The organism is Bacillus sp. ISL-18 (assembly GCF_018613415.1).
Taxonomy (GTDB): domain Bacteria; phylum Bacillota; class Bacilli; order Bacillales; family Cytobacillaceae; genus Neobacillus.
The window spans coordinates 596,712-616,005 of the sequence record NZ_JAGGQG010000010.1 but is presented as its reverse complement, the minus strand read 5'-3'; the positions used below and the strand labels follow the sequence as shown (position 1 = coordinate 616,005).

The following is a 19,294-nucleotide window of genomic DNA, read 5'->3' as shown; positions in this document are numbered from 1 at the left end:
CGGAAAGGAGGGAGCAGAATGGAAAAACAAGACACCCTTGATTTATTCGCTGAGCAAGGAAAATTCGTAAAGGGAAGACCGATTGTAACCATTTTCCATAACGAGCAAAACCTCTATACGGTCCTTAGAATCCGTGTCGATGAAACCAATGATCAATATGATGACAAAGAAGCAGTGGTAACCGGTTATTTTCCAAAAATTCATGAACAAGAAACATATGTGTTTTTTGGAGAATTTAAAGAACATCCTAAGTTTGGGGTTCAGTTTCATACCCAACATTTTCGGAAGGATATGCCGCAGACCAAACAAGGGGTTATTGCTTACTTATCAGGTGAAATGTTTAAAGGCATCGGGAAAAAGACAGCGGAAAACATCGTTGAGACACTTGGCGAGAATGCCATCTCCAAGATTCTCAATCAGCCATCCTTACTCGATTCCATTCCAAAGCTTCCTCCTGAAAAAGCGAAAATGCTGTATGATACCTTAATGGAACATCAAGGGCTTGAACAGGTAATGGTAGCCCTGAATCAATATGGATTTGGACCGCAAATATCGATGCGTATTTATCAAGCGTATAAAGACGAAACGCTTTCGGTTATTCAAAAAAACCCTTATCAGCTTGTTGAGGATATCGAGGGGATTGGATTTGGCCGGGCAGATGAACTAGGTTACCAGCTTGGAATCTCAGGAAATCACCCTGACCGGATCAAGGCAGCCTGCCTTTATACACTCGAAAATGAAAGCATGCAAACAGGTCATGTTTATTTACATGCAGAGACTTTACTCGAACAGGTCAAGTCACTTTTAGAAGAGAACAAACGCGATCAAATTGACTTTACGGATATCTCTGGCGAACTGATCAAGCTTGAAGAAGAAGGAAAGATTATTGGTGAAGAAAAACGTATTTATCTGCCTTCCTTATTTTTTGCGGAAAAAGGGCTAGTTACAAATATCAACCGAATTTTGCAGCAAACGGAATATCGTGAGCAATTTCCTGAGTCTGAATTCCTTCTGGCCTTAGGCGGCTTAGAGGAGCGTCTCGGTGTTCAGTATGCCCCGTCCCAAAAAGAAGCTATTCAAACGGCGCTGATGTCGCCCATGCTCATTTTGACAGGCGGTCCTGGTACCGGGAAAACAACGGTTATTAAAGGGATTGTCGAGCTATACGGTGAACTTCACGGCTGTTCACTTGAACCAAAGGATTATTTTAAAAAAGATGAACCGTTTCCGATTTTACTAGCAGCGCCGACAGGAAGAGCCGCGAAACGAATGACCGAATCCACTGGTCTGCCTGCCGTAACGATTCACCGCTTACTTGGCTTTAATGGGACAGAAGGGTTTGACCGCGATGAAGTTAGTCCGCTTGAGGGGAAAATATTAATTGTTGATGAGACATCGATGCTCGATATCTGGTTAGCCAATCAATTATTTAAGGCCCTGCCAGAACATATCCAAGTAATCATGGTAGGGGACGAGGACCAGCTTCCATCCGTTGGACCTGGACAAGTCTTAAAGGACTTGCTCCAATCACAAAGGATTCCAACCGTCCGCCTGACCGATATTTACCGTCAGGCCGAGGGTTCTTCCATTATTGAACTAGCCCATGATATAAAAAAAGGGCATCTTCCGGCAAATGTGACAGCAAAGCAGTCAGACCGTTCATTTATTCGATGTTCAACTGCACAAGTTGCCCAAGTTGTCGAAAAAGTGGCCCAGAATGCCAAGAATAAAGGCTATACCGCGAAGGATATTCAAGTGCTGGCACCGATGTACCGGGGGCCGGCCGGAATTGACCGGTTAAATGTCTTATTACAGGAAATATTTAATCCTAATCCGGATGGCAAGCGCAAGGAAATAGCGTTTGGCGACGTCAAATACCGGATTGGAGATAAGGTGCTTCAACTTGTGAACCAGCCGGAAGACAATGTTTTTAACGGTGATATTGGAGAAATTATTTCCATTATCTATGCCAAAGAAAATACTGAAAAACAAGATATGATCTATATTTCATTTGAAGGAACAGAAGTGGAATATACCAGACAGGACTTAAATCAAATTACACATGCCTATTGCTGTTCGGTCCATAAGTCGCAGGGCAGTGAGTTTCCGATTGTTATTATGCCCATCACAAGAAGTTATTACCGAATGCTGCAAAGGAATCTAATCTATACGGCCATAACTAGGAGTAAACAATCGTTGATTATTTGCGGGGAGGAAGAGGCCTTCAGGCTGGGTGTCGAACGGGCAGATGAGCTTCAAAGGCAAACGACACTCTGCCAAAAGCTGCAGGAATCGATCACAATTGTCACTCAACTAGAAGAAAACTCTTCTAGTGAATTATCCTATGAGGAGCAGTTAATGCAAGTCCATCCTATGGTTGGAATGGAAAACGTTACACCTTATGATTTTTTAACAAATGACGGAAACTAAGAAATGTTCGGGGGTGGAAACTCTTTGCGGACATTTTCTTTATTAAAAGGGCAGCCTGTTTTTGAAACAAAAAGTGGAACAAAGATAGGTGAGATTACAGATCTTTGTATATCCAGCACCGGAAAGGTGAATGGCCTATTGGTCAAAAAAGGAATACTCTTCAAGCAACTCTATTTCCTTGAGATCGAAAAAGTGGCCTCCTTTGGCTGGGATGGGGTAATGGTCCAGGATGGCAGTTACTTAGAGAAACTAAAAGTGAGTCCTGAATATACCTTAAACCATCAACATTCTTTAGATGGGATGATGATGCTCTCTAAGAGCGGTGAGTCACTAGGAATGTTAACGGATGTATATTTTCAAGAAGAAATGGGCACAATCGTAGGGTATGAAATTACGGATGGCTTCTTTTCGGAGATTACGGAAGGTAAACAAGTCATTCAATCCGGGAAGCCCGTTGCGATCGGAAAGGATGCCATTATCGTAGATGTAAAAAATACGTGAGGTGTCTTTTCATGTTCAAGTGTCCCAATTGTCAAAGCAAAGATATTGGCAAAATAGGTATTAACCAATATTATTGCTGGAATTGTTTTATCGAGCTCTCCGTTAACAAAGGGATAATCAATACCCATCAGGTTGAAGAAGACGGGTCACTAAGTTCCTTGGATGATTTGTTTGAAGAAGAAGAACGTCGTTATACGATTTAAACCGGGGTTCCCTCGGGATGTTTAGTCTAGCCAATCTGTCGAAGAGGTGAGACGATGAATAAAATGATGACGACAATGCTTGTTTTTGGTGCAGGGATGGCAGCTTACAATATTGCCCAAAGAAATAATATGATGTCAGCCCGCAATATGAAAAGGATTCAGAAAAAGGTAAAGCGTGCGATATTTTAGATGGATCATCCTCCTCAAGGACATTGAGGGGGATTTTTAGCTTAAACGCTGTATATTTCCAACGTCAGTCTCCAAAACTAATTGAAGGAGGGCCTTGACGTGGATATTCGTGTGAAATGGTATTATCGAATTGGGTTTTTGCTCCTTTTATTAATAGCAATTTTTGTTTTCCTTAAGATTAGTTCATTATGGATGCCGATTATTAAAATAATTGGAACGATTATTTTTCCTTTCATTATTTCGGGGTTTATTACCTATTTGCTGCACCCAATTGTGGAGAAATTGCATGAAAAAGGACTACACCGTGGTCTTGCGATTATCCTCATTTATATTATCTTTTTTGGCGGAATTGGCTTTTCTTTATATAAAGGGATACCAGTTGTTATTGATCAAATCAAAGATTTGTCAGAAAGTGCGCCCGCTTTTGCTGAGCAGTATCGGGAATGGATTACACTCCTGCAAAAGCATACAAGAGAATGGCCTGATGGTCTTCAGGCGCGGGTGGATGAAGGAATTGATGCATTTGAAAATAAACTTGATTCCTTATTAACGATTATCGTTAATATCCTTGTCAATCTGTTAAATTCCGCCTTACTAATGATGATCATTCCGTTTATTACCTTTTATATGCTAAAGGATTATCCGTTATTAAAAAGGACAGTCTGGTACCTAACACCGAAGAAATGGCGAAAGAAAGGAACATTATTTCTAAAGGATGCCGATCATTCACTCGGCGGTTATATTCGCGGTCAGCTGCTGGTTTGTGTGATCATCGGAAGTATCTCTTCGCTATTATTTTGGATTTTTGATTTGAATTATCCGCTGCTTTTAGGTCTGATTGTAGGGGCTACAAATGTGATTCCTTATTTTGGTCCTCTGATTGGGGCCATACCGGCCGTGTTTGTTGCGGCTACTGTTTCAATGAAATTAGTCATTATTACAATCGTGATTGTCTTTGGCTTGCAGTTTATCGAAGGGAACATTTTATCTCCCTATATTGTCGGAAAGAGTCTCCATATGCATCCATTATTGATTATGGCCGCTTTAACAACGGGCGGTGAAATTGGCGGAATTTTAGGATTAATCCTTGCTGTGCCCATTTTAGCTGTCCTGAAAGTGGGCATAGTCCATGCAAAAAACCATCTTATGAACGAATCAAATTGACAAACGTTTTGATGGTGGCTATAATTCGTCATATAGAATATTTGTTTAAAAATGTAGAAGGATTGAGTATGTTGTAGTCCATCTGTAACGCTTTTTTGCGTAAAAGAGAGGAGCTTCCCAGGCTGAAAGAAGCTCTAGATGAAGGATAACAGAAAGCTAATCTGGAGTGCAGCTAATCCCTGCCGTGCTTGCCGCGTTAAGGCGAATTTTGAGAGATGGATACATATGTTTGTATTCATAATCAGGGTGGTACCGCGAGATCAGCTCTCGTCCCTGTTTTGGGATGAGGGCTTTTTTGTATGCTTTTTTAAAGTATGTCTAGCTCCAGCGCCCAGCGACTAGTGTACTTCGCCCATTTCCCTACGATAAGTCAACATCGAATCGCTCACGCTCTTCGTGTTTCCTTTAACTCAGTCAATGGGCTCGAGTCCATACGTCGCTAAACGGGCGCTTGCGCTTTTCTATTAAAGGGAGGTCTTAATTATGAAAAAATTAACAGGAGCACAAATTCGTTCCATGTTTCTACAGTTTTTTAGTGAGGAAAAAGGTCACAATATTGAACCAAGTGCATCGCTTGTACCGCACGATGACCCATCATTATTGTGGATCAACAGTGGAGTGGCAACCTTAAAGAAATACTTTGATGGTCGTGTGGTTCCAGAGAATCCAAGGATTACAAATGCACAGAAATCTATTCGTACAAACGATATTGAGAATGTCGGAAAAACTGCCCGACACCATACTTTTTTTGAAATGCTTGGAAATTTCTCAATCGGAGAATACTTCAAGGACGAAGCAATCGTTTGGGCATGGGAGTTTTTAACCTCTGAAAAATGGATGGGGTTTGATCCTGAACTGCTAAGTGTTACGGTTCATCCTGAGGATCATGAAGCCTATGAAATTTGGCATAAAACGATTGGCATCCCGGAGGAACGCATTATCCGCTTGGAAGGGAACTTCTGGGACATCGGTGAAGGACCAAGCGGACCTAACACAGAAATTTTCTATGACCGCGGCCCTGAGTATGGAGACGACCCTAGTGATCCTGAATTATATCCTGGCGGCGAAAATGAGCGCTACCTTGAGGTTTGGAATCTTGTATTTTCTCAATTTAACCATAACCCTGATGGAACCTATACACCGCTTCCAAAGAAAAATATTGATACCGGGATGGGACTAGAGCGGATGGCCTCCGTTGTTCAAAATGTGGCAACCAACTTTGATACTGATTTATTTATCCCAATTATCCGGGCAGCAGAAGAAATCTCTGGTGTCAGCTATGGTGTTGACAAGGAACAAGACGTTGCTTTTAAAGTGATTGCTGACCATATCCGGACCGTTGCCTTTGCGGTTGGGGATGGAGCCCTTCCTTCAAACGAAGGCCGCGGTTATGTGCTGCGCCGTTTACTTCGCCGTGCAGTACGCTATGCAAAGCAAATCAATATTAACCGTCCGTTTATGTTTGAACTTGTTCCGGTTGTAGGAGAAATTATGCAGGACTACTATCCAGAGGTAAAAGATAAAACCGAGTTTATTCAAAAAGTAATTAAAAACGAGGAAGAGCGTTTCCATGAAACCCTTCATGAAGGCTTGACGATTCTAGCTAGTGTCATTAGCAAGGAAAAAGAAAAGGGCAGTGATACGATATCTGGCGCAGATATTTTCCGTCTCTATGACACATACGGTTTCCCTGTTGAATTGACGGAAGAATATGCAGAAGAAGAAGGCATGAAGGTTGACCATGAAGGCTTCGAGATAGAAATGGAGCAGCAGCGTGAGCGTGCCCGGGCCGCCCGTCAAGATGTTGATTCCATGCAGGTTCAAGGCGGTGTCCTCCGTGATGTAACGCTTGAAAGTAAATTTGTTGGTTATGATCAATTAAAAACCGAATCAATCGTGGCGGCCATTATTAAAGACGGTAACCTTGTTGATCAGGCTGGAAAAGGTGAAGAAGTTCAGGTAATCCTTGATATCACTCCTTTTTATGCAGAAAGTGGAGGCCAAATTGCGGACCGAGGCTTACTTAAGGCTGATGGTGTGACAGTTGCGGTAAAGGATGTTCAAAAAGCACCAAATGGTCAAAACCTTCACAAGGTTATGGTAGAAAGCGGACAACTGAAAACCAATCAACAGGTAACGGCTGAAGTTGATCCGGAAAATCGAGTCAAAATTATTAAAAACCATACAGCCACACATCTTCTGCATCGTGCTCTAAAAGATGTGCTTGGGGAACATGTTAACCAGGCCGGCTCCCTTGTTGAACCTGATCGTCTCCGGTTTGACTTTTCACACTTTGGTCAAATTACATCAGAGGAATTGGAACAAGTTGAACGAATTGTTAATGAAAAAATTTGGCGCAATATCGCAGTAGATATTAGCTTAAAGCCAATTGCGGAAGCAAAGGCACTTGGAGCAATGGCCTTGTTTGGTGAGAAATATGGGGACATTGTCCGCGTTGTTAGAGTGGGCGATTACAGCTTAGAGCTTTGCGGGGGATGCCACGTACCGAATACCTCTGTTATTGGTTTGTTTAAGATTGTATCAGAGGGCGGAATTGGTGCAGGAACTAGAAGGATTGAGGCGGTAACAGGTGAAGCAGCTTATCAATCCTTAAATGATCAAGTTGGTTTATTAAAGGATGCAGCAGAAAAGTTAAAAACCAATCCTAAAGATATGGGCAGCCGAATTGAAGGATTACTGGCTGAAATTAAGCAGCTTCAGCGTGAGAATGAATCACTTGCTGCAAAGCTTGGAAATATTGAAGCAGGCAATCTTGTTTCAAATGCAAAGCAAGTTGAAGGTGTAACAGTTTTATCGGCAAAAGTTCAAGCTGCCGAAATGAATAACTTGAGAAATATGGCCGATGACTTGAAACAAAAGCTGGGATCTGCGGTTATTATTCTTGGCAGTGTCCATGAAGGAAAAGTGAATTTAATCGCGGCAGTGACAAAGGACCTAATTGAAAAAGGTTTCCATGCTGGTAAATTGGTTAAAGAAGTTGCCACACGCTGCGGCGGCGGCGGCGGCGGACGTCCGGATATGGCGCAAGCTGGCGGCAAGGACCCAGAAAAATTGGATGCAGCACTCCAATTCGTTGATGAATGGGTGAAATCCATTTGATAATGGGACAAAGTAGTGTAAAATGTAGGTAACTAGAAAAGCGAAGCGCCTTGTCAAGGGGCGACCGGCATAAGACGAGCCCCTAGGCGCTGGAGCTAGACAATTCTCGTAAAAAATAAGCGAGGTGCATGAAATGAGCTCATTTGATAAAACGATGCGGTTTAATTTTCCGGAAGAACCGTTTGAACATGATGTTAACGATGTTCTTTTTCAAGTCTATGAAGCCCTGCAGGAAAAAGGATATAATCCCATCAACCAAATAGTTGGCTATTTACTATCTGGAGACCCTGCCTATATTCCACGTCATCGTGATGCACGTAACATTATTCGTAAGTTAGAACGAGATGAAATTATTGAGGAATTGGTAAAATCCTACCTAAAACAACAACGAGAGGGTTAATGAATGCGTGTATTAGGATTAGATGTAGGCTCAAAGACCGTCGGGATTGCCGTAAGTGATGAATTAGGCTGGACGGCGCAGGGCTTAAAGACCCTTAAAATAAACGAAGAAAAACAAGAGTTTGGTTTCGAGGAAATTGGGCAATTAATAAAGGAGTATCAAGTTGATACGGTCGTTATCGGTTTACCTAAAAATATGAATGGGACGATTGGACCGCGCGGTGAAGCTAGTCAGCAATATGCTGCTGAAATTGAGAGCAGATTTGCTGTTCCCACAGTTTTGTGGGACGAGCGGTTAACGACAATGGCTGCTGAACGTGTCTTGCTTGAGGCGGATGTCAGCCGTAAAAAGAGAAAAAAGGTCATTGATAAAATGGCAGCCGTAATGATTCTACAAGGTTTTCTTGATAGCAAAAATTAATGAGGTGGAAAAATGGCACACGAACATAATCACGAAGAAGATCGCTACATCACACTTGTCGATGAAAATGGCGATGAACAATTATTTGAAATACTTTTCACATTCGATTCAGATGAGTTTGAAAAGTCCTATGTTTTCTTTTACCCAGTGGGCGCAAATGAAGATGAGGAAGAGGAAATCGATATCCTTACTTATGCCTATATACCTACAGAAGACGGCGGTTTTGGTGAGTTAATGGAAATTGAAACGGACGAAGAATGGGATATGGTAGAAGAAGTATTTAATACCTTTAACGAGGAACAAGAAGAATAGGTTTCATGACCGGCTATTGATTTAGCCGGTTTTTTTATGTGTTTTGGATAAGATTTTTACTACGAGAATTGTTCAGCTTCAGCGCCCTAGCGGCTAGTATCCTTCGAACTCCGCCCGACATATTCATTGTTAAATTGACATTTTTCTTACTATGTGCTCAAATTATTATGGATATCTATTTTACGATAATATAGATAGATAGGATTCATGTCACATTGGCCTTGGGAAGGGGGAACAGGATGACAACAAATGAAAAAGGCAATAAAAAGAATGTCATTCGACAAAAAATGCTAGAACAACACTATGAAGCAAAACTTGTCCGCAAGATTGTTTTAATGATCTCTATTTGCCTGCTATTATTGATCATTTTAATTGGCGGTGGGGGTTATCTCTACATACAGTCTGCCCTAAAACCTGTTGATGCAAAAAGTAAGACGCATAAAACAGTAGATATTCCAATCGGATCTTCTGTAACGGGAATTGGTGAGAGATTAGAGGAAAATGGAATTATTAAAAATGCAAAGGTTTTTAAATACTATGTAAAGCTTAAAAACGAAGGCGGCTTTATGGCGGGCAAATACCAACTAAGTCCTTCCATGGCTGTACCTGAAATTGTCAGCCGTTTGAAAACCGGTAAGGTCCTAGCTGGAGCAACATTTAAGATTACCATTCCAGAGGGGAAGCAGCTGAAGGAAATTGCCGGGATTATGGCAAAAGCCACTCATCAAAATGAAGCGGATGTGTTTAATAAACTAAATGATAAACAATTTATTAAATCTCTTATGAGTAAATATCCTGATATCTTAACAGATGAAATCTTGCATTCTACCGTAAAGTATCCACTCGAGGGGTATTTATACCCAGCAACCTATCCATTTTACAAGCCAAACCCAACAGTTGAAGAAATGGTCACGGCAATGCTTGATAAAACAAGAACCGTGTTAACTGATTACACGGAAAAAAGTAAAGAAAAAAAGCTATCCATTCATCAGTTATTAACGATGGCCTCTCTAGTTGAAGAGGAAGCTACCGGTAAGGCTGACCGGAAAACGATCGCCAGTGTTTTTTACAATCGACTGAAACAAGGAATGCCGCTTCAGACGGATCCAACCGTTTTATATGCACAAGGAAAACACAAAGAAAAAGTTTATTATAAGGATTTAGAAGTAAATTCTCCCTATAATACTTATAAAAATACCGGTCTGCCGCCTGGGCCGATTGCCAACTCCGGCAGGGATTCAATCGAAGCGGCACTTGAGCCGAATCAAACCGATTATTACTATTTCCTCGCTACAGCTGATGGTTCTGTTATTTTCACGAAAACATTAGCTGAGCATAATCAAAAAAAAGCTGAGTATATTTCCAATAAAAAATAAGCAGAACCTTGGGGGAAAGATTAGCATTCCCCCTTTTTTTATGGTAAAATAATTCAGGTGTTTTAATAAGGTGTTTTAATAAGTATTCTATAGCGTAACCCACAGTAAAAGGAAAAATGGCGGTATTATTGCCCCTAAAAAGCACTCAAGCCATTCAGCTTGCAGGGCTCCGAAGCTGTGAACGCTATTTTTTCATGTCTAAAGAGTTCTTTTTTAGCGAATAATAAAAGTATTTGAATTTATGAACGGTCCGGATTTAGTGTGTCTCGCGCTGCCGGCTTTCTTATGAGGATAGAGGTGACGGCAGCTTGTTAAATAATGAGAAGCTGCAGGCTTATATAGACGGTTTATTTGCTGACAGGAATGACTTGTTTAGCGAAATGGAAAATTATGCAAATGAACACCATGTTCCAATTATGGAATTGGCCGGAATTGAAACGATGTTGCAATTGTTAAGAATCCACCGGTCAAAGCGAATCCTTGAGGTTGGAACGGCAATTGGTTATTCAGCTTTAAGAATGGCAGCAGCCCTTCCTGAAGCTGAAATTGTTACGATTGAACGTGATATCGAAAGAATTCAGACAGCAAAAGAATTTATCGAGCGGTCCGGTAAGGCTGAACAAATTATCTTAATTGAGGGAGATGCCCTTGAAGTTGAAGAAGTTGTTCGTAAACATGGCCCGTTCGATGCTATTTTTATTGATGCGGCAAAAGGACAATATAAAAAGTTCTTTGAGCTTTATGCAAAGTATCTGACAGCTGAAGGGATGGTTGTGACAGATAATGTCTTGTTTAAAGGACTTGTTGCAGAAGCCGAGATTGAATCAAAAAGAACACGCAATCTTGTAAAAAAAATTGCTGAATTTAATCAGTGGTTAATGAACCACTCTGAGTATGATTCTGTTATTTTACCAGTTGGTGACGGAATAGCCATAAGTAAAAAGAAGAGGTGAGTGTGATGAAAAAACCAGAATTACTTGTCACTCCATTAACCGTGGATGATATTTTGCCATTAGCCGAAGCGGGTGCCGATGCATTTGTGGTGGGTGAACAGCGCTATGGTCTTCGACTTGCCGGTGAATTCAACCGTGAAAATGTCCGCAAGGCTATTGAAATAGCGCATAGTAAAGGAAAAAAAGTCTATGTGGCCATGAATGCTATTTTTCATAATGAAAAAATCGATGAGCTTGGCGACTATATCCAATTTGCTAAAGATGCCCATGCTGATGCGATTATTTTCGGTGACCCTGCCGTTTTAATGACGGCAAAAGAAGTAGCTCCCGAGATGAAGCTGCATTGGAATACAGAAACAACCGGGACGAACTGGTTTACATGTAATTATTGGGGTTCGAAGGGTGCAAAACGTTCGGTTCTAGCCCGTGAGATTAACATGGATGCCATTGTTGAGATAAAAGAGAAGGCGGAAGTGGAAATTGAAGTTCAGGTTCATGGTATGAGCTGCATGTTCCAATCTAAACGTTCCTTACTGGGAAACTATTATGAATATCAGGGCAAGGTTATGGAAGTGGAAAACCGCAAAATGGAAGAAAATATGTTTTTGCATGATAAAGAACGCGGTAATAAATATCCAATTTTTGAAGACGAAAATGGAACCCATATTATGAGCCCAAATGATATCTGTATCATTGATGAACTTCAAGAAATGATTGAGGCCGGTGTCGATTCCTTTAAAATTGATGGGATCTTAAAAAGCCCGGAATATATTCTCGCCGTTACAAAAGCCTACCGTGCGGCAATTGATTTATGCGTTGACGACCCGGATGCATATGATGACAAAAAGGACGACCTGTTGGAGGCGATCGAAGAAATTCAGCCAGCAAACCGTTCCTTAGATACAGGCTTCTTTTTCAAAGAAACCGTATATTAAATGAAAACCGGAAGTGCCTAAAAAAAACCAGGCAACAAAGTTAAATATAAAGAAATAATTGGGAGGGGTTCAATCGTGAATACCGTTACAGACAAAATTTCTGAAATAATCGATGGAAAACGTGTCATTGTAAAGAAGCCGGAACTCCTTGCTCCAGCAGGCAATCTTGAAAAATTAAAAATTGCCGTTCAGTATGGTGCCGACGCTGTCTTTATTGGCGGCCAGGAATATGGTCTTCGTTCGAATGCTGATAACTTTACCTTCGAAGATATGAAAGATGGGGTGGAGTTTGCCAAGAAATACGGTGCAAAAATTTATGTGACAACGAACATTTTTGCTCACAATGAAAATATAGAAGGCTTAGAGGAATATATTCTTGGCCTAAAAGAAACTGGAATCGCAGGAATTATCGTTGCCGATCCGCTGATTATTGAAACATGCCGCCGGCTGGCTCCTGAAATTGAGATTCATATTAGTACCCAGCAATCACTTTCTAACTGGAAGGCTGCTCAGTTTTGGAAAGAAGCAGGAGCAGAGCGAGTTGTGTTAGCTCGTGAGGTTGGAGCAGAGGAAATTAGAGAAATGAAGGAAAAGGTTAAAGTTGAAATTGAAACCTTTATCCATGGGGCGATGTGTATTGCCTATTCCGGCCGTTGTACTTTAAGTAATCACATGACGGCAAGGGACTCAAATCGAGGCGGCTGCTGTCAATCATGCCGCTGGGATTATGATTTGTATAAGCTCGAGGGCGCGGATCAGGAGACTGCCCTGTTTGGCGAAGCGGACGCTCCATTTGCGATGAGCCCAAAAGACCTTAACCTTATTAAGGCCATTCCGAACATGATTGAGCTTGGAATCGATAGTTTAAAAATTGAAGGCCGCATGAAATCGATTCATTATATTGCAACGGTTGTTAGTGTTTATCGTAAAGTCATTGATGCCTATTGTGCCGATCCTGAGAATTTTGTGATTAAAAAAGAATGGCTGGAAGAGCTTGACAAGTGTGCAAACCGAGAAACAGCTCCAGCCTTTTTTGAAGGGATTCCAGGGTATAAAGAGCAAATGTTTGGTAATCATAGCAAGAAGACAAACTTTGAATTTGTAGGACTTGTGTTGGATTATAACGAGGAAACCCAAATTGTAACCTTGCAGCAGCGGAATCATTTTAAACCAGGGGATGAAGTGGAATTCTTTGGTCCTGAAATTGAAAACTTTACACATGTAGTTGATAAAATTTGGGATGAAAAAGGGAATGAATTGGACGCAGCTAGACATCCACTTCAGATTGTACAATTTAAATTGGACAAACCGGTATACCCTAACAACATGATGCGAAAGGAGAACGCATAATGCGCAAACCGGTTGTTATTGGTGTAACGGGCGGCTCCGGCTCCGGAAAAACCAGTGTAACAAATGCGATCTATGAAAGTTTGAAAGATCTCTCTATCTTAGTTCTAGAACAGGATTATTATTATAAAGATCAGCAAAATGTTCCATTTGAGCAACGATTAAAAACAAATTACGATCATCCGCTTGCCTTTGATAATGACCTGCTGATTAATCATATTGAGAGGCTTTTACGTTATGAAGCAATCGATAAACCTGTTTACGACTATTCGATTCATACACGCTCTGATAAGGTAATACCTGTTGAACCTAAAGAGGTGATTATCCTTGAAGGGATTTTAGTGCTTGAGGATGAGCGGCTTCGCAATTTAATGGATATAAAGTTGTACGTTGATACAGATGCTGATTTAAGAATTATCCGCCGGTTAGAGCGGGATATTCGAGAACGCGGTCGCACGTTTGATTCCGTCATTGATCAATATTTAAACGTTGTCCGGCCGATGCATAATCAATTTATTGAACCAACTAAACGCTATGCAGATATCATTATCCCTGAGGGCGGTCAAAATCATGTGGCAATTGATTTAATGGTCACTAAAATTCAAACAATTCTTGAACAAAAGTCATTTTTATGACACAATAGCAACAGAATAGACGAAAATAAATAGTATAGTGCGCGCCCTTTTTTGAAAGGACGCGCTACTATGTATTTACCGTATGGTACAATACCTACATAAAATTACATACACAATTCTATTGGGGGATTGTGAAGACTAGAAGGAGTGAGGGTTTTGGCTACAGAGAAAGTATTTCCAATGACACAAGCAGGTAAAGAAAAACTAGTACAAGAGCTTGAATACTTAAAATCAGTTAAACGTAAAGAAGTGGTGGAAAGAATTAAAATTGCCAGAAGCTTTGGTGATTTATCTGAAAACTCCGAGTACGATTCTGCAAAAGAAGAGCAAGCATTTGTAGAGGGCCGGATTACAACATTAGAAAATATGATTCGTAATGCTAAGATTATTGCTGAGAGTGAAATGGCAGGAGATTCAGTTGCTCTAGGCCGTTCTGTTACCTTTATTGAACTTCCAGATGGCGAAGAAGAAACGTATTCCATCGTCGGCAGTGCAGAGGCTGATCCGTTTGAAGGAAAAATCTCAAACGATTCACCTATTGCGAAAAGTCTTTTAGGGAAAAAAGTGGGCGACCAAGTAACGGTTCAAACTCCAGGCGGAGAAATGAGCGTTCGTATTGTTTCCATTAAATAATTAATAATGGTTTGAAAACCTCTCACCTCGTCAAAACTTTTGACGAGGTGTTTTATTATGTGGAAAAGACGGGCACTTGGATGGCTTTTTATCTGTATTACAGGACTGGCACTGCTTTTAGTCCGGCTTATCGAAATTCAATTAATGGAAACAGAGACATTTTCAAAGCATAACGTTAATTTACTTGAGGAAAGTGTTAAGCAAAGAACACAAGAGTTAGTGATTGATAATGGCAGAGGAAATTTTCTGGACCGGAATGGCGAAATGCTTTCCCATAAAAAGGTTTCCGTCCTCGTTCTGTTTCCTTTTTTAAAAAAAATCGACTGGGATGCTAACAAGGTTTCTGCCATTACCGGAATCCCAGAAAGTGTCCTTAAAAATGCGGTTAAAGATGCGAAAAAGCCGTTTGCCTATGGTGATCCACAGCCCTTGGAATTAACTGCATCACAAATGGAACGAGTGAATCAATTAAATATTCCTGGTGTTTTTGCGATCGAAAAGAAGTTTGAGCGTTCTCAAGTACCTGCAGAACAATTAATTGGTTTGACAGGTGAAAACCCAAAAGAAGTGAAAAAGCGGTATCCTACTAAAGAATTATCTGAGAAAACCTTATTGGGTGTGTCAGGGCTAGAGGAGAGCTTTGATGAATTTTTACTGCCGGAAGGAAAATCTAAGCTTGTATACCATGTTGACGGCTCTGGCGGTCCTTTATTTGGCATCAATGTTAAGTATGTCGATCCTGCCAACCCATTTTATCCTGTTAATGTACGTACCACTATTGATAAAAATATCCAGCAGAAAGCAGAGGAATTAGTAGACAAGTACCAAATAAAAAAGGGCGGCCTTGTCCTTCTGAATATTGAAGACAATAGCGTACTTGCAATGGTTTCTCGTCCTGCTATTAATAAAAAGGATCCATATAGCGGTGCAGGGATTACCAATAAGATGTTGAAGCAGCAGATTATGGGCTCTGTGTTTAAAACCGTCGTTGCAGCAGCAGCAATTGATAATAACCTCGATCACCCTGCACGTCAATTTGATTGCAGTAAAAAGATTAATGGAAAACCGGAACTAAAATATAATTATGGAATGCTGGATTTTACCAATAGCTTTGCAAGAAGCTGCAACCGAACCTTTGGTGAATTGGCAAAAGAATTACAAAAAAAGGACCCCCATCTATTAGATGAGTACGCTGACAAATTATCATTAACGAACACCGTAGGCTGGCAGGGAGATGTCTATCATACCAGTAATTTTAAGCAGCTTCCTGAAGAAGATCATGGCAGAGTCTTTGTATCCGATGAGGCAAGAAAGGATGCTAATATGGCAGCCATGTCCGGGATCGGCCAGAATGAGGTCCGTGCTACCCCTTTAGCCGTTGCGAATATGATGGCAACCATTGCGAGAGGTGGAAAAAAAGAAATGGTCAGGGCGGTATCAAAGATTGAGTATAAAAATGGGACAACGATGGTCAATTTTCCAATTCAAAGCCTTCAGGGAGATAGCATCTCTCCTTACACCACCATGCGGCTCCAAAAATTGCTTCGAGAGGTTGTTACAAGCCCCAATGGTACAGGGAGATGGTTTAAGGATTTACCATATGAAGTAGCCGGAAAATCAGGTACAGCTGAAACAGGAAAATATGTGGCGGGTAAGCAGCTTCATAATAAATGGTTTGCCGGGTATTTTCCCTATAAAGATCCAAAATATGCTCTTGTTGCTGTAAATTTAGATGTGTATGATTCCGCGGGCGGGGTTAATTTGTTATTTGCTGACATGGTCAAGCTGCTCTATGAAAATGACCATGACGAAAGAAGTAAGTAGGTTTTCCCTTCAAGTTCTCTGTAAATCATGTTAGAATATGAAGAGCCTTATTTATAGGAGGGAAAAATTTTGAGCAAAGATTCCAATTCTCGTTCTGGTTATCGAGCGAAACGAAAAAAAACAAATGTCGTTTTAAATACTTTGATTGTGGTTGTCCTGCTATTAATTATTTTTGTTGCATATAATATATTTTCATCAGGAAATGACAATGCTTCGACGTCAAAAACGGAAAGTACAAAAACAGAACAAACCCAAACTACAGCTAAAGAAAAAACAACTGATAAAGAAGTAACAACCGATGACAACACGAAGGATGACACTGTCTCAAGTGATGACAGTTCTTCTTCAGAGGATCAAACGGCAGCCGAACAAGCAAGTGAAGAAACAACCACACCTGAACAGCCAGAGGATACACAGGCAGGTGTAACGGATGATGGTAGTTCTTCTACGACTCAAACAGGCGAGCATAAAATGACATTTGAGGGTGAGGATTGGCAGGCGATGTTAACTGCCATCTCCAAAGCAACAGGTATTGACCAAAGCAATATGACCGTAAATTGGCTTGGGAGTGATAAGTCTACTGCTAATGCAGCCATTGGGACAGTTACTGCTAAAGATACGAAACAGAAATTTAAGGTTTATATAAAATGGGTGGATGGCCAAGGCTATGTCCCTACAAATGTTGAACAACAATAAGGAAAATAGGATGGTGCGCTACTAGCACCATCCTATTTCTTTTTAAAGTGCACAACAGCCGTAAAATAAGTTTGACCGTTTTCGTTGACATGCATTTGATGTGAAACAGAGTGTACGGCTAACATAATGGCACGATTTTCATCAATCTGTGTTTCAATCTTTTTCTGTAAGGTCTGTAAATTAGTGGCTTCGAAAAACTCTACCTTATCCTCAATAAAGTCGAGCTGAAAATTCATCAAGCAAATCCCCCTTTCCCTATATTTCATTTTAGTTATTTTCTTGTTTGTATACAATTGCTTTGTCATTAATCTAGCAGGTTGTTTTTAAATGGTGATAGAATAGGGTTTGCGGATACGATAGCAAAATCAGAGGAAGATTATAATCGTATAAATGCGAAAATAAAAAACAAGTGCCAGCACTAACCCGACACTACATAACTGAATACAATAAAACAATCACGTTTTCCATGTTTTTGTTTTCCAGGTTAAGGGCTGGTTCAAAAAAAGAAAGAGGTCATTTATGAAGATCGCTATAATTGGAGCAATGGAAGAAGAAGTAACCTTACTACGAGAAAATATCAAGAATCAAACACAAGAAACGGTTGCCGGCTGTGAGTTTACATTTGGTAACATGCATGATTCAGAGGTAATTTTACTGCGTTCAGGTATCGGAAAAGTTAATGCAGCGATGTCGACGACGATTCTGCTTGAAAAGTTTAAGCCCGATTGCATCATCAATACCGGTTCAGCAGGTGGCTTTAATCCTTCTTTAAACGTGGGGGACGCCGTTATTTCAACAGAAGTCCGTCATCATGATGTCGATGTCACTGCCTTTGGATACGAGTATGGCCAGGTACCACAGCTTCCTGCCGCTTTTTTAGCGGATGACAAATTAATTTCTGTGGCTGAATCTGCGGCGAAAGAACTGGAAAATTTTCAAATTGTTAAGGGATTAATCGTAACAGGTGACTCCTTTATGGAAGATCCGGACAGAGTTGAGTTCGTTCGGTCGAAATTTACGGACCTTCAAGCGGTAGAAATGGAAGCTGCGGCCATTGCGCAAGTGGCCCACCGTTTCGAAGTTCCATTTGTCATTATTCGTTCGCTTTCCGACATTGCCGGAAAAGAATCTGAGATCTCATTTGATCAGTTCATCGACAAAGCAGCAACCAATTCGGCTACTTTGGTTATGAAAATGATCGCTGCCTTAAAATAGTATGTAGGGGTGGAGCAATGCAGTTTTACAAAAACGTCCATGAATTAATTGGGCATACACCTTTGGTTGAAATTACACAATTTTCTTTGCCTGAAGGCGTTCGTATTTTTGCAAAGCTTGAATTCATGAACCCTGGGGGAAGTGTCAAGGACCGCCTTGGAATTGAACTTTTACAAGAGGCATTTTCGAGCGGGAAACTAAAGCCTGGCGGTACGATCATTGAACCCACTGCTGGAAATACCGGAATTGGCCTGGCTCTTGCCGCGATTAATAAAGGCGTACAGGTTATTTTGTGTGTACCAGAGAAATTTAGTATTGAGAAACAAGAATTAATGAAGGCGTTGGGGGCTAAGGTTGTTCATACCCCCACAGAGCTAGGGATGAAAGGGGCGATTGCCAAAGCGGAGGAGCTTCTAAAAGAAATCCCAGGCTCCTATTACCCGCGGCAATTTGGAAATCCGGCAAACCCTGAAACCTATTACAAAACCCTTGGACCGGAAATTTGGAAACAAATGGATGGTCATGTCGATGTTTTTGTGGCTGGAGCAGGTACTGGCGGAACCTTTATGGGAACTGCCCGGTATTTAAAAGATCAGAACCAAGCCGTTAAGACTGTGATCGTGGAACCAGAAGGATCTATATTGAACGGCGGAGAAACCGGACCTCACAAGACAGAGGGAATTGGAATGGAATTTTTACCAGGCTATATGGATCCCGCTTATTTTAATGCGATTTATACCGTTTCAGATGATGATTCCTTTCGTCTGGTAAAGGAATTAGCTATGCAGGAGGGCCTGCTTTGTGGAAGCTCTTCAGGTGCAGCCTTCTATGCTGCCTTAGAGGAGGCAAGGACTGCAAAAGCAGGGACCAATATCGTGGTTATTTTTCCGGATGGTAGTGAACGTTATTTAAGTAAGAAGATTTTTGAGGGAGGAATATAG

The 19,294-nt window shown here is 41.0% G+C and carries 20 protein-coding genes; 19 read left to right on the top strand and 1 reads right to left on the bottom strand.

Features of this window, described 5'->3' with window-relative positions; all coding sequences use genetic code 11:
• Nucleotides 1-18: 18 nt before the first annotated feature.
• From recD2 to J7E81_RS16210, 17 genes are all read left to right on the top strand, one after another.
• Nucleotides 19-2,430: an SF1B family DNA helicase RecD2 gene (gene recD2 / locus J7E81_RS16290; protein WP_215043837.1), complete on the top strand. Its 2,412-nt coding sequence runs from the start codon at nt 19-21 to the stop codon at nt 2,428-2,430.
• Between the two features lie 24 nt (nt 2,431-2,454).
• Entirely contained in the window at nt 2,455-2,931 is a 477-nt protein-coding gene (locus J7E81_RS16285; protein WP_215043835.1) for a PRC-barrel domain-containing protein, read from the top strand.
• Between the two features lie 11 nt (nt 2,932-2,942).
• Nucleotides 2,943-3,134, top strand: a complete 192-nt coding sequence (locus J7E81_RS16280) for a hypothetical protein (protein WP_098529891.1) — start codon at nt 2,943-2,945, stop codon at nt 3,132-3,134.
• Nucleotides 3,135-3,188: 54 nt separating this feature from the next.
• On the top strand, nt 3,189-3,323 hold the full coding sequence (locus tag J7E81_RS16275; protein ID WP_215043833.1) for a YrzQ family protein: 135 nt from the start codon (nt 3,189-3,191) through the stop codon (nt 3,321-3,323).
• A gap of 99 nt (nt 3,324-3,422) precedes the next feature.
• Nucleotides 3,423-4,487 (top strand): AI-2E family transporter, encoded by a 1,065-nt coding sequence (locus J7E81_RS16270; RefSeq protein ID WP_215043831.1) that lies wholly within the window; start codon nt 3,423-3,425, stop codon nt 4,485-4,487.
• Nucleotides 4,488-4,970: 483 nt separating this feature from the next.
• Nucleotides 4,971-7,607, top strand: coding sequence for an alanine--tRNA ligase (gene alaS, locus J7E81_RS16265; protein ID WP_215043829.1), 2,637 nt, complete (start codon nt 4,971-4,973; stop codon nt 7,605-7,607).
• 133 nt (nt 7,608-7,740) lie between these two features.
• Nucleotides 7,741-8,007 carry an IreB family regulatory phosphoprotein gene (locus J7E81_RS16260; RefSeq protein WP_101579205.1) on the top strand — a complete coding sequence of 89 codons (267 nt, stop codon included), beginning with the start codon at nt 7,741-7,743 and terminating at the stop codon, nt 8,005-8,007.
• A gap of 3 nt (nt 8,008-8,010) precedes the next feature.
• The gene (ruvX, locus tag J7E81_RS16255; protein ID WP_215043827.1) at nt 8,011-8,427 is read left to right on the top strand and encodes a Holliday junction resolvase RuvX; all 417 of its coding nucleotides are present in this window, start codon (nt 8,011-8,013) and stop codon (nt 8,425-8,427) included.
• Nucleotides 8,428-8,439: 12 nt separating this feature from the next.
• Nucleotides 8,440-8,739, top strand: a complete 300-nt coding sequence (locus tag J7E81_RS16250; RefSeq protein ID WP_215043825.1) for a DUF1292 domain-containing protein — start codon at nt 8,440-8,442, stop codon at nt 8,737-8,739.
• 239 nt (nt 8,740-8,978) lie between these two features.
• The gene (mltG, locus tag J7E81_RS16245; RefSeq protein WP_215043823.1) at nt 8,979-10,115 is read left to right on the top strand and encodes an endolytic transglycosylase MltG; all 1,137 of its coding nucleotides are present in this window, start codon (nt 8,979-8,981) and stop codon (nt 10,113-10,115) included.
• Between the two features lie 308 nt (nt 10,116-10,423).
• Nucleotides 10,424-11,068: an O-methyltransferase gene (locus J7E81_RS16240; protein WP_251028668.1), complete on the top strand. Its 645-nt coding sequence runs from the start codon at nt 10,424-10,426 to the stop codon at nt 11,066-11,068.
• Between the two features lie 5 nt (nt 11,069-11,073).
• A complete protein-coding gene (locus J7E81_RS16235; protein WP_215043821.1) occupies nt 11,074-12,003 on the top strand; it encodes a peptidase U32 family protein in 930 nt (309 codons plus the stop codon).
• A 75-nt stretch (nt 12,004-12,078) separates the two neighbouring features.
• Complete coding sequence (locus J7E81_RS16230; RefSeq protein WP_215043819.1) at nt 12,079-13,353, top strand: peptidase U32 family protein; 1,275 nt, start codon at nt 12,079-12,081, stop codon at nt 13,351-13,353.
• On the top strand, nt 13,350-13,985 hold the full coding sequence (udk, locus tag J7E81_RS16225; RefSeq protein WP_215044399.1) for a uridine kinase: 636 nt from the start codon (nt 13,350-13,352) through the stop codon (nt 13,983-13,985). Before J7E81_RS16230 ends, udk begins: the two co-directional genes overlap by 4 nt.
• A 156-nt stretch (nt 13,986-14,141) precedes the next feature.
• The gene (gene greA, locus J7E81_RS16220; protein WP_215043817.1) at nt 14,142-14,618 is read left to right on the top strand and encodes a transcription elongation factor GreA; all 477 of its coding nucleotides are present in this window, start codon (nt 14,142-14,144) and stop codon (nt 14,616-14,618) included.
• Between the two features lie 57 nt (nt 14,619-14,675).
• Nucleotides 14,676-16,442 (top strand): peptidoglycan D,D-transpeptidase FtsI family protein, encoded by a 1,767-nt coding sequence (locus tag J7E81_RS16215; RefSeq protein ID WP_215043816.1) that lies wholly within the window; start codon nt 14,676-14,678, stop codon nt 16,440-16,442.
• A gap of 69 nt (nt 16,443-16,511) precedes the next feature.
• Nucleotides 16,512-17,138, top strand: a complete 627-nt coding sequence (locus J7E81_RS16210; protein WP_215043814.1) for a YrrS family protein — start codon at nt 16,512-16,514, stop codon at nt 17,136-17,138.
• A 32-nt stretch (nt 17,139-17,170) separates the two neighbouring features.
• On the opposite strand, the gene J7E81_RS16205 is transcribed toward J7E81_RS16210, so the two are convergent.
• A complete protein-coding gene (locus J7E81_RS16205) occupies nt 17,171-17,374 on the bottom strand; it encodes a DUF2536 family protein (protein ID WP_215043812.1) in 204 nt (67 codons plus the stop codon).
• Nucleotides 17,375-17,657: 283 nt separating this feature from the next.
• Between J7E81_RS16205 and mtnN the strand changes: the two genes are divergently transcribed.
• Together mtnN and J7E81_RS16195 are read left to right on the top strand one after the other, a co-directional pair.
• On the top strand, nt 17,658-18,353 hold the full coding sequence (mtnN, locus tag J7E81_RS16200; protein ID WP_215043810.1) for a 5'-methylthioadenosine/S-adenosylhomocysteine nucleosidase: 696 nt from the start codon (nt 17,658-17,660) through the stop codon (nt 18,351-18,353).
• 17 nt (nt 18,354-18,370) lie between these two features.
• Nucleotides 18,371-19,294 (top strand): PLP-dependent cysteine synthase family protein, encoded by a 924-nt coding sequence (locus J7E81_RS16195; RefSeq protein ID WP_215043808.1) that lies wholly within the window; start codon nt 18,371-18,373, stop codon nt 19,292-19,294.

What these genes read in the sequence shown, in the direction of transcription:
- recD2 (WP_215043837.1), top strand. Translation starts at nt 19, where the DNA reads ATGGAAAAACAAGACACCCTTGATTTATTCGCTGAGCAAGGAAAATTC.
- J7E81_RS16280 (WP_098529891.1), top strand. Translation starts at nt 2,943, where the DNA reads ATGTTCAAGTGTCCCAATTGTCAAAGCAAAGATATTGGCAAAATAGGT.
- J7E81_RS16275 (WP_215043833.1), top strand. Translation starts at nt 3,189, where the DNA reads ATGAATAAAATGATGACGACAATGCTTGTTTTTGGTGCAGGGATGGCA.
- alaS (WP_215043829.1), top strand. Translation starts at nt 4,971, where the DNA reads ATGAAAAAATTAACAGGAGCACAAATTCGTTCCATGTTTCTACAGTTT.
- J7E81_RS16260 (WP_101579205.1), top strand. Translation starts at nt 7,741, where the DNA reads ATGAGCTCATTTGATAAAACGATGCGGTTTAATTTTCCGGAAGAACCG.
- ruvX (WP_215043827.1), top strand. Translation starts at nt 8,011, where the DNA reads ATGCGTGTATTAGGATTAGATGTAGGCTCAAAGACCGTCGGGATTGCC.
- J7E81_RS16250 (WP_215043825.1), top strand. Translation starts at nt 8,440, where the DNA reads ATGGCACACGAACATAATCACGAAGAAGATCGCTACATCACACTTGTC.
- mltG (WP_215043823.1), top strand. Translation starts at nt 8,979, where the DNA reads ATGACAACAAATGAAAAAGGCAATAAAAAGAATGTCATTCGACAAAAA.
- J7E81_RS16235 (WP_215043821.1), top strand. Translation starts at nt 11,074, where the DNA reads ATGAAAAAACCAGAATTACTTGTCACTCCATTAACCGTGGATGATATT.
- J7E81_RS16215 (WP_215043816.1), top strand. Translation starts at nt 14,676, where the DNA reads ATGTGGAAAAGACGGGCACTTGGATGGCTTTTTATCTGTATTACAGGA.
- J7E81_RS16205 (WP_215043812.1), bottom strand. Translation starts at nt 17,374, where the DNA reads ATGAATTTTCAGCTCGACTTTATTGAGGATAAGGTAGAGTTTTTCGAA.
- mtnN (WP_215043810.1), top strand. Translation starts at nt 17,658, where the DNA reads ATGAAGATCGCTATAATTGGAGCAATGGAAGAAGAAGTAACCTTACTA.
- J7E81_RS16195 (WP_215043808.1), top strand. Translation starts at nt 18,371, where the DNA reads ATGCAGTTTTACAAAAACGTCCATGAATTAATTGGGCATACACCTTTG.